The sequence below is a fragment of the Parabacteroides leei genome, from assembly GCF_023369805.1.
Classification (GTDB): Bacteria; Bacteroidota; Bacteroidia; order Bacteroidales; family Tannerellaceae; genus Parabacteroides; species Parabacteroides leei.
Genome location: NZ_JAMBQG010000001.1, coordinates 751,904 through 766,079 on the forward strand (window position 1 = coordinate 751,904; position 14,176 = coordinate 766,079).

A 14,176-nucleotide genomic window follows, 5' to 3' on the forward strand; every position below is an offset into this window, starting at 1 on the left:
CGCCAGACCTTGCCGTGTTCGGCCTTGCCCTGCCACACCTAACCATGCTTTGCCCTAACCCTAACGGGATAATTCTGCGTGATGGATAGATCGGTAAGCAGTATTTATTTGTCCTTAGCGGACACCTCAAAAATAATAAAGTTTTTTACAAAAAAAAAGAATTGCCGTTTTTTTATTACTGCTCCGGCAACAGGTGGCAAAGCACCGGATCGTTCTTGATCCTTTCCAGTTCGTCCTCGACGATCTGCCGGGTTTCGGCCTTAATGCGGTCGTAATTTTCCTGAATCATTTCCTTCATCCGATCAACCCCATCCTCGTCCACAAAATTGGTGATTACGGGAATCTTCCGGTAGGCTTTAGTTTCAGCCGCCACCTTCGCAGTATCCACTACGATTTCGCAATGGAAAATCTTCTGCTCGATGCGTTCGTCGAAGTTATCGGCGATGGCTCCCACGAACATACCCTGCGTGAGTGTGGCGATTTTACTGGCAGGGATCAGGCTGTCGAGCTGGGTGGATATGGATGTGCTTTTGTCGTTCCGGTTGATGGTCATAGACTGGCGTTTCTGCAAAACCTTTCCGAAGCGTTCGGAAAGCATTTTGGCGGTATCGCCTACTACCTGACCGGAGAATATATTGCCGACCGTGTTCATTACCACAGCGGCTTCTTTATCTCCGTAGTCGCGTTTAAGTTGCGAAAAGTCCTGAAAACCGAGTAGGACGCATACTTTATTACTCCGGGCAGTGGCAATTAAGTTATCCAGACCTTTGAAATAGATGGTCGGTAACTCGTCGATAATGACACTACTTTTAAGCTGGCCCTTCTTATTGATAAGTTTTACGATACGGCTATTATAAAGGCCCAGCGCTGCCCCGTAGATATTCTGCCTGTCCGGGTTGTTGCCTACTACCAGCACCTTCGGCTCGTCCGGATTGTTAATATCGAGCGTAAATTCATCCCCGGACATAATCCAGTAAAGTTGCGGGGAAATCATGCGGGAAAGGGGAATTTTCGCTGACGCTATCTGGCCCTGGAGCTGATCTTGAGCGCCACCGAGCCACGCATCCATAAAGGGACTGAGATAGTTTTCCAGCTCCGGGTATGAGGTGAGAATGGGGAAAATATCTTCGTACCGTTTGTTCAGAAATTCTATGGCATGAGGGAACGTACAGTATTTTCCACCCTGATAGATGCGGAGATACCAGATAATTGACGCCAAAAGGATTATGGGGGATTCCACGAAAAAATCGCCTTGTTTTTGCACCCAGGTTTTATTGAGGTTGAGCATTATGGTATAGGCGCTTTCGTAGGCGTCGGATATATCGGTCATAAAGGCCGGATTGATGGGATTACACCGGTGCGACCGGGCCGGGTCGTCAAAGTTGATTACATAGAAAGTCGGTACCTTTTTATACCCGTTTTGGTTGTTCAAAAGGTGGTTATAGGCTATCTCGCTCAGGTCGGGAAATTTGAAGTCGTACACGTACATGGCAAATCCCTTTTCAATCTGCTGTTTGATGAATTGGTTTACGACGGCGAAACTCTTGCCGCTGCCCGGTACGCCCAAAACGATGGCCGCTCTCTGCGGCGCTACGACTGAAATCCAGCCATCGTTCCATTTCTTTTTGTAGTAGAACCGGGTAGGCAGATTGACCGAATATTCGTTATCTATCCGGCGTGTTTCCTGCTGGAACGATTCGTTTTCGACATTGAAAACGTCGTCCATCATATTATTCTTCAACAGGCGCGACATCCATACCCCGCCCATCAGCAGGCAGATATAACCGGCCGACATGGTCAGGATATAAAAGCCAGCGTTGGCATCCATAGGCAGGGGCAGATAGAGCAACCACCAGTTAAAGAAAAAGAGGATAAAGCCGACGGAGAGTGAAATGATAATTTTCCTCCAGGTGATCTTTTCCTCTTTTACCCCCTTTGTTCCCAGACAGGAAAGGGCAAGAAATACAACGGCAAAAAGTTTTGTCCAAAGTATGTTGTGGAACAGCCCTGCCGTGCGGTCGAAATTAAGGAGTATCCTGTCGATTACGCCGACATTGATACCCCACGCCTCGATCTGCTGGTAACAGTACCAGTAGATATTGATTACTACAAATAAAATACTGAGGGCACGCATAAAGTCCATGACTTTGGCCAGGCCCCGGAGATCATCTTCTTGTTGCATATTATAATCGCTTTTAGGAGTTTGAAAAGCGAAAATACGCAGCAGAAAAGTCTAATTGATTGATAATTAATTGTATAGCAGTTTCAGGAAGGGAAGTGGCTGCTTTTGGCATAAACAGCTATAAAAAAACCGCCGCGTTATCACAACGGGGCGGAGTGGAAAAGCAAAAAGAAAAGCAAAACATGGATTATTTCTTTTTCTTCATGTTCCTGAATTTACTGAAATGGGTTTCAATAAAACGAACTACGTCCGATTCCTTATAGTAGGTCTTATGGTAGATCATCTGGAAAGGCAGTTCCCCGGAGGAACGGTAACGCTGCAAGGTGCGTTTGCTGACATTGAGCATCTGGCACAGGTCGTAATTATCCAGCAGCATATCACCGTCGGGCAACAGCGGCCGTTCTTTGACCGGAGTGGCTGCGTGGAGTTTCTCCAACTTGTCGAATCGCTCCATGATGCGGTGCATCCAGCCCTCGAAATGTTCTTTGTCGATAAACATACGCCGATGCTACTGATTTTGAATACGACCTTTATCGGCAAGTTCCTCCAGTGAGGGCTTATCCCGCCGGATGTTTTTATCCTTCAGCAGTTCTTTGACCGCTGCCACGCTGTAATAGGTTTTGCGGCCGATCATGGAATAGGCAATCACTCCGTTGCTGCGGTAGCGTTGCAGGGTGCGTTTACTTACTTTGAGATAGGCGCATACCGTATCTTTATCCAGCCAAAGGTTATCCGGTTCGGATTTATCTTTGGCACTGTCGATAATAAAGCGCTCTATCCGGTCAATTTTTGCCATAAGCTGTTGCCAGGCTTGCGATTCGATTGTTATTGTTTCCATATTACTGAGATTATAAATTCTGTTTTGCAAAGGTGGCAAGGTTTACCGGGGTGTATTCACAAGTTGGGTACACTATTTTTGAATTATTTTATATCCGGTTCATTATCAGTAACTTTTCATTAAAAAAGGCATAAAATTTCCGGGCGGTAATTTCTACTGGATTTAGTATAGAATGTATTCAGCGCGATGTTATATATTGAAATACAGCGACTTACAATACAAGCAAATTGTATCCTGTTCCTTTAAAAATTCAGAAGCACAAAAAAAAGTCCGTATTCGCCTTAAAAGCGATATACGGACAGGAATACTAAATTGGGTATAGCGTTATTCTTTTACTCTTTTCTGGGAATAACATTTTGTACCGTCTGGAGAGAGGACGAAATCGAATGTTTCGGTGGCTCTTTTGTTGGTCAGCGGTTCGTCGATGGTATAGGTGCAGCGGACGACTACCGCCAGTATTTCGTTGTTGTCCCGGCTTTCGTATCGGGCGGTTTTCGCCGGAGCGGTCTGCTCCAGCGAATCTATCAGGTGAGTGTAGCGGTCTACATTTTTTTGATAGAAAGTCATCATGGTTTTTCCCGGATAACGGCTGTTCTTTTCTTTGTCCAGACTTTCCTGATTGCGGGTAAGGGATTGCTGGAGTTGCGCTCTTTTTTTGTCCTTGTCGGCATTAAAAGCATCGGCAATAATCTGAATGCTGTCGGCAACGGTAATCTGCCGGATCTCTTCCAGATTATCAGCCTTAAAATTAAGGTCGTATTTTGTACCCTTGCCGTCTGTCTGTACTACATCGGCAATCAGTTTTTCATACTTGCCTGTCGTACCTCCACAGGAAAACAACAAGGCTACCAATGGTAATAATAAAATCCTTTTCATAAATCTGCATTTTTTAAGTTATTCATCATCATCCTTTTTCTTGCCGGGCTTTGTGTTTTCCATCCGTTTGAGGATTTCTTCCCGCAAACGGTCGAGAAACGGCGTAGGCTGTTGGCGGATGCGCATGTCGTAGAAGTTACGGGCGATGTTGTTACCCAAGTCGATGTTGAATATGTTTACAAAATAGGCGGTAATCTGATTAAGCGGTACTTTACCTCCATTGAAACATCCTACGGTATCCAACGCATAGATCAGTTCGATCAGATCGGTTTTGCTGCCCGTCCATGTCAGTTTAATCTTCGGGAAGGCCCCGGAAGAAACGTTATGCTGACTATTGTCCAGTTCTTCCAGTTCTGAAAGTAGGTAAGCCTGCAACATGTCGTTGGCCAGGATACGGGCGACCTTGAAATCGCAGTTGGTCGAAAACTGCGGATCACGCTCGTAGTAGAACGTTTCCAGGTATTGCTCCATGTCGGGCTTGCCACGCACGAAGTAGGCGGCATCCAGATAGTCGGCACAAGAACGGTAGTAACGATAAAAATCCAGTATCTTATTGTTGTATTCCTGGATGGCATCGAGTTTATTTTTCAGGTACACCCTTTGCGCATCCAAGCTGGCCACAGGACGGTTCATCTCGATGTTATAGACCTTGCGGTAATAGATCAGGTGGCAGAAGATCTTCGGCTTGATCTCCTTGAAAAATAAGATTTCCTCCGCCTCGTCCGCGAAACGGTAATTGATAATGAACTCTTTCAACCGGTCGAACGCTTCTCCGAGGACACGCGAATTTTCCAAAGATTTTTTAAGCATATCCGTCTCTTTCGCTTCATTTTTCTGCAAACGAACTTTTATTTCCTTTTGTAAGATGTATACAAATTCCTTCATATAGACAGATTGATTATGTGGATAACCGATTTGACATCAAACACCAATTTATAGTTTACAAATATCCGCGAATAAACCGAGATATTTTAACCCTAAATCTCATATTTATATCCCTGAAACGTAAAATATTCACGAATAACAGCCTAACTGTTCTGTGTTATTATTTTCCGTATAAATAGGATTTATCATACGGTGACGGGTAAAAGTTTATTGATGTTTTACGGGTAGTTTCCTGTTATTTGCGGTTATTTTTTCTGATGCCCAATCGGGAACTTTGCAGTTGAATAAAATCAAGTGTAAAGCATATGAAGAAATATTGTTTATTACTCTTGGGACTATGTTGTTTTGTCCCAATCCATGCGCAAAGCGTTATAGACAAGTACATCCGGGAAGGGCTTGATAATAACGAAAGTATAAAGCAGCAGACCTTCTTGTTGAAGAAGAACCTGTATGCCCTTAAAGAAGCGCAGTCGCTTTTCTTCCCGAAATTGATCGTTAGCGGCTCTTATAACAAGGCAGACGGAGGCCGTACCGTAGATTTTCCTGTCGGCGACCTACTCAATCCGATTTACAATTCCCTTAATGAACTTACGGGAAGTCAATCTTTTCCTTCTTTGGAAAATATGGCGATACAACTGAATCCCGACAACTATTATGATGCAAAGATACGATTGGATATGCCTGTATTCAATGCGGAACTGTTGTACAACCGGAAAATAAAGCGGACAACAGCGGATATGCAGGAAACGGAAATCCTTTTGTATAAGCGGGAATTGGTTAAAGAGATTAAGAAAGCATATTATCAGTATTGCCAATCGTCAAAGACTGTTGAAATAAGGGAAAACGCAGTGAAAGTGGCAGGCGAAAGTTTCAGGATCAATCAATCGCTTTTAAAGAACGGAAAAACAAACAACACAACTGTTTTAAGAAGCGAAAACGAAGTGACAAGAGCCGAAGCCGCTTTATTTTCGGCATTGCAGGCTCAAAAAAACAGCCAATCGTATTTCAATTTTCTGTTAAACAAGCCTTTTGAAACAGAAATAGAGATAGAAGAACCCGAAATAATCCTGTCGAACGGCAGCTCAAATATTTCTGTTGAGGACAGGGAAGAAATGCAAAAACTCTTGTTGGCATCCGATATAACACAATTGAATAAAGGACTTGCAAAATCATTTATGCTTCCTAAAGTGAATGCGTTTCTCGATTTGGGCTCACAGGGCTTTGACTGGAAAATGAACGATAAAACCCGCTACTATATGCTGGGGGTATCTTTACAATGGACGTTTTCTTTGGGTGGGCAGCATATCCATAAGATAAATGCGGCTAAAGCCGATATCGGTGCGGCGCAAGCGCAAACCAACCATGTCCGGGAGCAATTGGAATTGCAATTACGGCAGGCAATCAATAACCACTTGGACGCCTTGAACAATTATGATTCCGAAAAGTCCCAGATGGATGTCGCTGAGAAATATTACAGGGATATGGTGAAGCTCTACAAAGAGGGACAAGCACTATACATTGAGTTGCTGGACGCCCAAACCCAATATATCAATACTTCGGTGTTGTTAAATATCGCCCGGTATAACGTCTGTATCAAACAGGCGGAAGTGGAACGGGCTAACGCAAGTTTTAATCTGAATAATTATTAAACGCAATGAAAACAATACATTTTATCATTATTGCAGGGATATCATTATCCGTAATGTCCTGCAAGCAAAAGCAAGCCGAAATGGTTAAAAATATAAATGATATTCCAGTTCAGTTGGCCGATGTCAGGACACAGGAAGTCGCAAACAGTGTAACAATACACGGTGCATTGACTACACTTGAAGAGGCGAAACTATCTTTCAAGACCGCTGGAATCATCAGCCGTATATATGTAAAAGAGGGTGATGGAGTATATAAAGGGCAGCTATTGGCGGAACTGAATTATACTGAAATCGAAGCACAATCCATACAAGCCAAAGAAAATGAAGATAAAGCAAAACGGGATTACCAACGTGCCGAATCCTTGTATGCCGACAGTGTTATTTCATTGGAACAGTTTCAAAATGCAAAAACTGCCTGGGTATTAGCCAAACAAGCCTCGGATATTACGGAATACAATAAAACAAATTCGCGGATTATTGCGCCTGATAACGGTGTGGTTTTAAAAAGGATTGCCAACGAGGGAGAACTGATTGGTATAGCCTCTCCCGTATTTATTGTGACAACAAAAACGGGAAACGGCCTGATTTTAAGAGCTGGTGTGCCGGTTACTGATTGGCAATCCTTGTCGGTGGGCGACAAAGCGGGGATTACGATTGACGGTTTTTCCGATAAAAAGTTCAACGGGCGCGTACATCACCTTGCCCTATCGACAGATCAAAGTTCGGGATTATACCTTGTTGAAGTAAAGTTGGAGCCGGCCAAAGAACGTATCTCTGTCGGAATGTTCGCCAATGCCGAAATAAAATCCGGCAAATCACATTCTTATAAAGTTATTCCTGTAAGCAGCCTTGCCGAAATTGCAGGAAAGAAGGGTGTGGTATATATCCCTGAAGGTAATAAGGCAAAGAAAATTCCGGTATCCATTGCCAAAATTGAGGATAATAATGCCTTTATCAGTCAGGGGTTATCGGATATAGACAAGGTTATCAACGAAGGAGCGGGATTTATAACTGAAAGCTCAACCATTAATATACAATAAGGCCCTATGAAAGCATTTATACAGTTTTTCGTAGAGAAAAAGCAGTTTACCTATATCGTTATCGCCGGGTTGTTGATATTGGGTATAAACTCATTGCTGACCATGCCGAGAGGCGAAGAACCGGATATGAATTTTCCGATTTATTCCGTGGCTGTAATCATGCCGGGAGCCACGCCAACGGAATTACAAGATCAGGTAATAAAGCCGATAGAGGATGCCTTTTATGAAATGGATGGCATAAAGGAGATTAAAGCCTCAGCTGCAAGCGGCTTGGCGTATATCGGGCTTCGGTACGATTTTTCTACGGACAGAGACGAAAAGTATCAGGAAATTATACGTGAAATGGAACGATTGCGTTCCGGTGAACTTCCTCAAAACATCGCACAAATTCTTATCAAGCGAACCCGAACAACCGATGTCAATATCTATCAGATTGCATTGTTGTCCGAAACCGCATCCTATGCGGATCTGGAATACCATTCCACCGAATTGAAAAACCGACTAAAAAAAGTGGGCGGTATAAAAACCGTAGAAACGTGGGGATATCCTCGTCAGGAAGTAAAAGTAGAGTTGAATATCAATAAACTTTCGGAGTATAATATTCCTGTCAGTTCGGTATTCACTGCTTTAAAAAGGGATAGCTATACGCTTCCAGCAGGAAATGTTGTTTCGGGAAACACGGCATTCAATGTAAATTCAGGCGATACCTACGAATCGGTAGAAGAAATTGCCAATACGGTAATCCATGTTGCCAACCAGCAGATTATACGTTTGAAAGATATTGCTGATATCAGCAAGGATTATGAAGAAGAAAAGCATATCGTCCGGCTGAACGGTACAAGGGCTGTTCTCGTTACAGCATCCTTAAAAGCAGGATATAATATTCTTGCGGTAGCTGACGCGGCACAAGCCATTATTGATGATTATGCAAAAGTTTTGCCGGCCAACATTGAGTTGAATAAACATTTTGACCAATCGGAAAGCGTTTCTTCCAGGCTTAATCAGTTGCTACACGATTTCATTATTGCCATTTTGCTGGTTTCCATAACCTTGTTGCCGCTGGGATTCCGCTCGACGGCAGTAGTTATGATTTCTATTCCCTTGTCGTTATCAATCGGGGTGTTCCTGTTGAGTATATTAGGTTGCAGCCTGAACCAATTCAGTATTGTCGGACTGATTCTGGCATTAGGGATTTTAGTGGATGATGCGATTGTTATCAACGAGAATATCGAGCGTTCTCTACGTTCCGGGCTTCCTTTGAGAAAAGCGATTATAGAAAGTACCGGCCAGATAGCCCTTGCGGTGATGGGTGTAACCACCATGATTATCCTTGCTTTTATACCCATTCTGTTTATGCCGGAAGTTTCAGGCGAATTTATGCGTTCCCTTCCGCTTGCAGTAATCACAGCCGTTGCCGCTTCCCTGTTCGTTTCATTGGCTATCGTTCCATTCATTTCGGATAAGCTGCTGAAAGAAAAAGTAAATCCCGAAGGAAATATCTTCTTACGCGGATTACACAAGGGAATCCATTGGAGCTACGGGAAGGTTATGGAAAAATCCCTTCGCCATCCGAAATGGGCTACGCTGATTGTTGCCGTAATTACCATTGCTGGATTCTCGGTGGCGGGCAGTATGGGATTCTCCCTTTTTCCAAAAACCGACAAACCTCAGTTTCATGTAAATATTGAAACTGCGCCTAACGCTTCGTTGGACGAAACGGATAAAGTTTGCCGGAAAGTGGAAGATATACTGTCTAATCAACCGGGGGTGAAGTATTATACAAGCAACGTAGGTAAAGGAAATCCGCAAGTATATTACAATGTGTACCAGCAAGACGAACGCCTTAACTTTGCCAATATATTTGTCCAATGCGAAGATGCGGATGTAAAACACAAAACCGCCATAATAGATTCCTTACGGCGGCAATTCCTGAAAATCCCGGAAGCCAAAGTCCAGTTGTTGGAGTTTGAACAAGGGCCGCCGCTGGAAGCACCTGTCGCTATTCGCATTTTTGGGGACAATCTGGATACATTGCGGAAATACTCATTGAAAGTGGAGGAAATTATAAAATCCATAGATGCGGCAATGTATGTAAACAATAGCATCGCCATTTCCAACACAGGGCTGAAAGTTGAAATAAATAAGGAGAAAGCATCCCTTCTCGGCGTTCGGAACGAAGATGTGGACAAGGCTGTGCGAATGGCGATAACAGGGTCTAAAGCCGGGGAAATACAGTTGGATCGGGTGGAACGAAAATCTCCAATCAATATACTTCTGCCTAAAGGCAGGTTCCAGCAAATGGATATATTCGATAAAATATATGTGCCGACCGCAAAAAGGAACGCCGTTCCCTTAACAAGCATCGCCGATATTGCCTTTGAGAAAAATCCGAACTCTATCACAAGGCTGAATAAAGACTTATACACAACGGTAACGGCTTATGCGCAGGAAGGGTATCTTTATTCCCAACTAAACAAAGATGTTGTAGCTAAGTTACAATCCCTGAAACTGCCTGCCGGATATACTTGGAAAGCAGCCGGGGAAACAGAGAATCAGCAACGGTCGTTTTCAGGATTCGGGGCAATCCTTCTGTTTACTCTATTTGCTTTTGTAGCAGCTTTGATCCTTGAATTTAAGAGTTTTAAATCCTGTTTAATAGTCCTTTCGGTGATTCCGTTAGGATTTATGGGGGGCATACTTGCATTATTCATTACCGGAAGTCCCTTATCGTTTATCTCAATAATTGGATTCATTGCATTAGTAGGGATCGAATTGAAAAACTCTATTCTTATGGTAGATTATACGAACTACCTGCGTAAAGAAGGTATGCCGTTAGATACAGCGGTGGCTACTGCCGGAGAAGTTCGGTTTATCCCGATATTCTTAACCACCATGACGGCCGTAGCCAGTATGATACCATTAATTATACAAGGGTCACCATTATACAGACCGTTGGCATTGGTAATTGTTGGAGGGTTGATTAGTTCCCTGCTGCTATCGCGTATATTGACACCGGTTCTGTATAAATTGCTGCCGCCTAAAATCGCATAGTCATGGAATAAATATTCGAAAACGAATCGGGGGTAATTTGGTTTTAGTAAGACGAGAATTACCCCTGAAACGTAAAAAATACCAAGATTTGGGGATTGAATTGTTTTTGGGATACCCGTATCTTTGTAGTCTATTAGAAAAAGATTACATAATATGAGTATTCAATATTCTTCTATCACTCAACCAGGGGCATGGCTGGAAGTTATAGCCCAACAATTCGGTGCTCCTGTCATTGATGACCAGATAAAACTCCCCCGCAAGCTGGGAGAAGGTTTTTTCAGGCAATATTATCCATTTGAGTGGCTGACTGTTTCGTATCTGCGATTCAAAGTGCATCAACCTATGAACGTAGAAAGAAAAGGTGTGCAAAACCGCCCGCTTATCCCAATTGTATTTTATCTGGACGAAGGCGAACAGTTTGTAAACGATAAACAATATACTGTCGGAATCCACAATAACAACGGGATTTTTATGCCATCACCAGAGATTGATACCCAATGGATTTTCCCGGCTAACAAGTGGATCACAAACCTGACATTGACATTCAACAGGGCATGGCTGATAAATCAGATGCAGGATAAAAACACCTTCCTTTACCGTTTGCTGACGGATAAGAAACCGTTTTACATCTTCGAATCGTTTTCCCCTGCGCTTTTGTGTATCGTCCATGAAATCGAGCGTAATATCAATTTATCCCATAATCTGGAACGGTTATATCTCTACGAAAGCATACTTCGGTTGTTCAATGCCTTTCTATCAAAAGCAAACGAGCGATTATTGGATGAAACAAAAAGCAGGATTCATGCTGCCGATATCGCACAATTATTCCAGGTACGTAAAATGGTACTGGACAATCTCGTTGATCCGCCCTCCATGATCGTTTTGTCTCAGGCAGCCGGAATGAGCGTATCGAAACTTCAAAAATGTTTCAAGTCTGTTTTCGGCAAAAGCATTATTCAGTATGCCATAGACGAGAAAATGAAATATGCCCGGAATCTACTTGCGACCAACGAATATTCCGTTTCGGAGGTCGGGTACAAGGTTGGGTATTCCAATCTGAGCCATTTTTCCGAAGCTTTTAATAAGGCATTTCTAATGACCCCTAAAGCCTATCTTTCATCTGTTGAAAATACACAAAACGAGTGCCGTTGTTGTGTGTTGAATAACCGTAAGTAAAGAAATACGTTTCGCGGGTACAGCATTACGTTCTACGGGCAGACCAGCCTTTCCATTAGCCGTAACTTTGCAGTAACAAAAAAAGTACAAAGTTAATGGATTTATTATGTGTAGATTATTTGATTGCAGAAAGTGCGCTGGATGTTTGCTGGCTCTATGCTGCACCACTATAGTTTCCGCCCAGACAATCAAGGTTCAGGTAACAGATGCCGAAACAAAAACTCAGATTGAATACGCCAATATAGCATGGAAGCCTGTCGGTGCTGAAACCTTCAAGAACGGTACAACAACTGATACAAAGGGGAATGCAACGCTTTCCATCGGAAATCTTAAACAGATTCATCTGATGGTAAGCTATATTGGCTATGAAACCTTTTCCGATACGATTCCGACCCAATCAGGAAAATATGACGTAAAACTTCGACCTTCAGCATTAAACATGAAGGAGGTGGTTATCTATGGTAAATCGCAAGAGCAGGTTATCAGGGAATCACCGGAAGCTGTTTCGGTAATCAACATAAAGGAATTGCAGGGACGTTCCGTTTCGCTCGAATCGGTTTTAAATAAAACCACCGGATTAAAAATCGAACGAAGCGGTGGAACCGGCAGCAGTTCTCGTATTATCGTGCATGGCTTGGAAGGAAACCGCGTACAAATATTGTGGGATGGCTTGCCCATGAATACCAATGACGGAAGTTTTTCACTGGATGAGATACCTATCGACATTATTGACCGGATAGAAGTCTATAAAAGTATAATCCCGGCACGCTTCGGATGCGATGGGCTGGGTGGTGCTATCAATATCGTTTCCAAAGAATTTTCGACCGATTATGTGGATGCCTCTTACGAAATAAGCTCTTTCAATACCCATAAAGCGAGTATTTTTTCCCGTAAGAACCTTCCTAAAAGCGGAATTTTACTCGGCTTCGGTGGTTACTATACGTATTCGGATAATGATTACGAGTTTAACGTGCCCGAACGGGAAAACCTGCGTGTGAAAAGGGATCATGACCTATTTCGCTCTTATATGCTAAAAGGAAAATTAGCTTTCACCAAATTGTGGTTTGATGAAATAAGCACGGAGTTTGGCTATTACAGCCGTTTCAACGAGATACAAGGGGTTTTGAAGAATATCCAGCAGGCCGAAAACGATGCCGGAACATTCATGCTTGAAAATAAGATTAAGAAACGTGGATTCTTTAGCGAAAAGCTGGATTTAGAATCTCATTTTTCGTTGCAATACGTGAAGAATAACTTTACGGATACGGCAAGCGTGAATTATGATTTCGAGGGTAACTCTTATCCCAGCCCCAACGGTCAGGGCGAAACAGGCGATGTACCGCATGATACGGACGATAAGTATTTAGATCTGAACGAACGTATCAATTTCGATTATCATTTCACACCCAACCATAACCTGAACTTCAATACGCTTTTCCATTATGCCAAAAGGCAACCGAAAGACGATATTGCAAGCCAACATGCAGGGTTTACCATTGGGGGTTATCCGAGCAATATGACCAGTTTCATTTCCGGGCTTACATGGGAAGCTAATTTTTTCAATAAACGGCTAATCAACATGCTTTCGGCGAAGGTTTTCCATCTGAATTCAAAGATAGAAGACCTGACATCCTATGAAATGATGGAACCGCCGAAGCAAAAACAGAATAAAGCAACAGAGTTTGGTTGGATTGAAGCGATAAAATATGAAGTAATTCCCCATGTCCATCTAAAGGCATCTTACCAACGGGCTATTCGCCTGCCAAATCCGCAGGAATTATTCGGGGACGGGATTAGTATATTCCCCGCTGCCAGTCTGCGGCCGGAAAAGAGCCATAATTTCAATGCCGGATTCTTGATTGACAAGAATAACTTCCTGGGAATGAAACGGGTTCAGTTTGAAACAAGTGCTTACTACATGCAAGTAACTGATATGATTAAACTGATGCAGCAATATCGCTCTGCCGGATATGTCAATGCCGAGAAAGTTGAGATTAAAGGTATTGAAGGTGAGTTGAAGGTAGATGTTACACCAACCGTATATGTTTATGGGAATGTTACCTGTCAGAATGTAAAAGACGTTTTGAAATATGTACCCGGCTCGTCTACGCCCAATCCGACCTATGGCATGAAACTTCCGAACATTCCTTACTTCTTTACCAATTTCGGCGCAGAGTATCACAGTAATAAGTTGCTGGGTAAAAACTGGTATGTGAAAGCGTTTTGGGATAGCAAGTTTACAGAGGAATATTACTATTTCTGGGAAATGACCAACCTTGAAAAAAGACGTATTCCCCGTAGTTGGATAAACGATGTAGGCGTATTGTTCACCTATAAAGGCAAATATTCCCTTGCTGCGGAATGTCATAACATAGGCGATATAGAAGATTGGGATCAGTACCGCCAACCCTTGCCGGGACGGTCGTTCCACATAAAATTCCGATATACCTTTTCAAAAGGTCTTTAAGTTTAACAATTA

General features: G+C 42.9%; 10 protein-coding genes. 5 read left to right on the top strand and 5 right to left on the bottom strand.

The window, feature by feature from the left end; all coding sequences use genetic code 11:
* Positions 1 to 175: 175 nt before the first annotated feature.
* The 5 genes from mobC to M1P97_RS03035 all read right to left on the bottom strand — a co-directional run bounded on the left by mobC (position 176) and on the right by M1P97_RS03035 (position 4,781).
* Positions 176 to 2,182 (bottom strand): conjugal transfer protein MobC, encoded by a 2,007-nt coding sequence (gene mobC, locus M1P97_RS03015; RefSeq protein ID WP_221656168.1) that lies wholly within the window; start codon positions 2,180 to 2,182, stop codon positions 176 to 178.
* A gap of 187 nt (positions 2,183 to 2,369) precedes the next feature.
* Positions 2,370 to 2,681, bottom strand: a complete 312-nt coding sequence (locus M1P97_RS03020) for a helix-turn-helix domain-containing protein (protein ID WP_221656169.1) — start codon at positions 2,679 to 2,681, stop codon at positions 2,370 to 2,372.
* Positions 2,682 to 2,690: 9 nt separating this feature from the next.
* Positions 2,691 to 3,020 (bottom strand): helix-turn-helix domain-containing protein, encoded by a 330-nt coding sequence (locus M1P97_RS03025; protein ID WP_221656170.1) that lies wholly within the window; start codon positions 3,018 to 3,020, stop codon positions 2,691 to 2,693.
* Positions 3,021 to 3,344: 324 nt separating this feature from the next.
* Positions 3,345 to 3,896: a hypothetical protein gene (locus tag M1P97_RS03030; protein WP_221656171.1), complete on the bottom strand. Its 552-nt coding sequence runs from the start codon at positions 3,894 to 3,896 to the stop codon at positions 3,345 to 3,347.
* Between the two features lie 18 nt (positions 3,897 to 3,914).
* Positions 3,915 to 4,781 carry an RteC domain-containing protein gene (locus M1P97_RS03035; protein WP_221656172.1) on the bottom strand — a complete coding sequence of 289 codons (867 nt, stop codon included), beginning with the start codon at positions 4,779 to 4,781 and terminating at the stop codon, positions 3,915 to 3,917.
* Positions 4,782 to 5,086: 305 nt separating this feature from the next.
* Between M1P97_RS03035 and M1P97_RS03040 the strand changes: the two genes are divergently transcribed.
* The 5 genes from M1P97_RS03040 (at position 5,087) to M1P97_RS03060 (ending at position 14,164) form a co-directional block, all read left to right on the top strand.
* Complete coding sequence (locus M1P97_RS03040) at positions 5,087 to 6,430, top strand: TolC family protein (protein ID WP_249388342.1); 1,344 nt, start codon at positions 5,087 to 5,089, stop codon at positions 6,428 to 6,430.
* Positions 6,431 to 6,435: 5 nt separating this feature from the next.
* The gene (locus M1P97_RS03045; protein ID WP_221656174.1) at positions 6,436 to 7,470 is read left to right on the top strand and encodes an efflux RND transporter periplasmic adaptor subunit; all 1,035 of its coding nucleotides are present in this window, start codon (positions 6,436 to 6,438) and stop codon (positions 7,468 to 7,470) included.
* 6 nt (positions 7,471 to 7,476) lie between these two features.
* Positions 7,477 to 10,521 carry an efflux RND transporter permease subunit gene (locus M1P97_RS03050; protein WP_221656175.1) on the top strand — a complete coding sequence of 1,015 codons (3,045 nt, stop codon included), beginning with the start codon at positions 7,477 to 7,479 and terminating at the stop codon, positions 10,519 to 10,521.
* A gap of 153 nt (positions 10,522 to 10,674) precedes the next feature.
* Positions 10,675 to 11,697: a helix-turn-helix domain-containing protein gene (locus tag M1P97_RS03055; RefSeq protein WP_221656176.1), complete on the top strand. Its 1,023-nt coding sequence runs from the start codon at positions 10,675 to 10,677 to the stop codon at positions 11,695 to 11,697.
* Between the two features lie 106 nt (positions 11,698 to 11,803).
* A complete protein-coding gene (locus tag M1P97_RS03060; protein ID WP_221656177.1) occupies positions 11,804 to 14,164 on the top strand; it encodes a TonB-dependent receptor in 2,361 nt (786 codons plus the stop codon).
* Positions 14,165 to 14,176: the final 12 nt, after the last annotated feature.

Bases quoted from the DNA above. Each gene is read 5' to 3' on its own strand.
- mobC (WP_221656168.1), bottom strand. From the start codon at position 2,182: ATGCAACAAGAAGATGATCTCCGGGGCCTGGCCAAAGTCATGGACTTT.
- M1P97_RS03020 (WP_221656169.1), bottom strand. From the start codon at position 2,681: ATGTTTATCGACAAAGAACATTTCGAGGGCTGGATGCACCGCATCATG.
- M1P97_RS03025 (WP_221656170.1), bottom strand. From the start codon at position 3,020: ATGGAAACAATAACAATCGAATCGCAAGCCTGGCAACAGCTTATGGCA.
- M1P97_RS03030 (WP_221656171.1), bottom strand. From the start codon at position 3,896: ATGAAAAGGATTTTATTATTACCATTGGTAGCCTTGTTGTTTTCCTGT.
- M1P97_RS03035 (WP_221656172.1), bottom strand. From the start codon at position 4,781: ATGAAGGAATTTGTATACATCTTACAAAAGGAAATAAAAGTTCGTTTG.
- M1P97_RS03040 (WP_249388342.1), top strand. From the start codon at position 5,087: ATGAAGAAATATTGTTTATTACTCTTGGGACTATGTTGTTTTGTCCCA.
- M1P97_RS03045 (WP_221656174.1), top strand. From the start codon at position 6,436: ATGAAAACAATACATTTTATCATTATTGCAGGGATATCATTATCCGTA.
- M1P97_RS03050 (WP_221656175.1), top strand. From the start codon at position 7,477: ATGAAAGCATTTATACAGTTTTTCGTAGAGAAAAAGCAGTTTACCTAT.
- M1P97_RS03055 (WP_221656176.1), top strand. From the start codon at position 10,675: ATGAGTATTCAATATTCTTCTATCACTCAACCAGGGGCATGGCTGGAA.
- M1P97_RS03060 (WP_221656177.1), top strand. From the start codon at position 11,804: ATGTGTAGATTATTTGATTGCAGAAAGTGCGCTGGATGTTTGCTGGCT.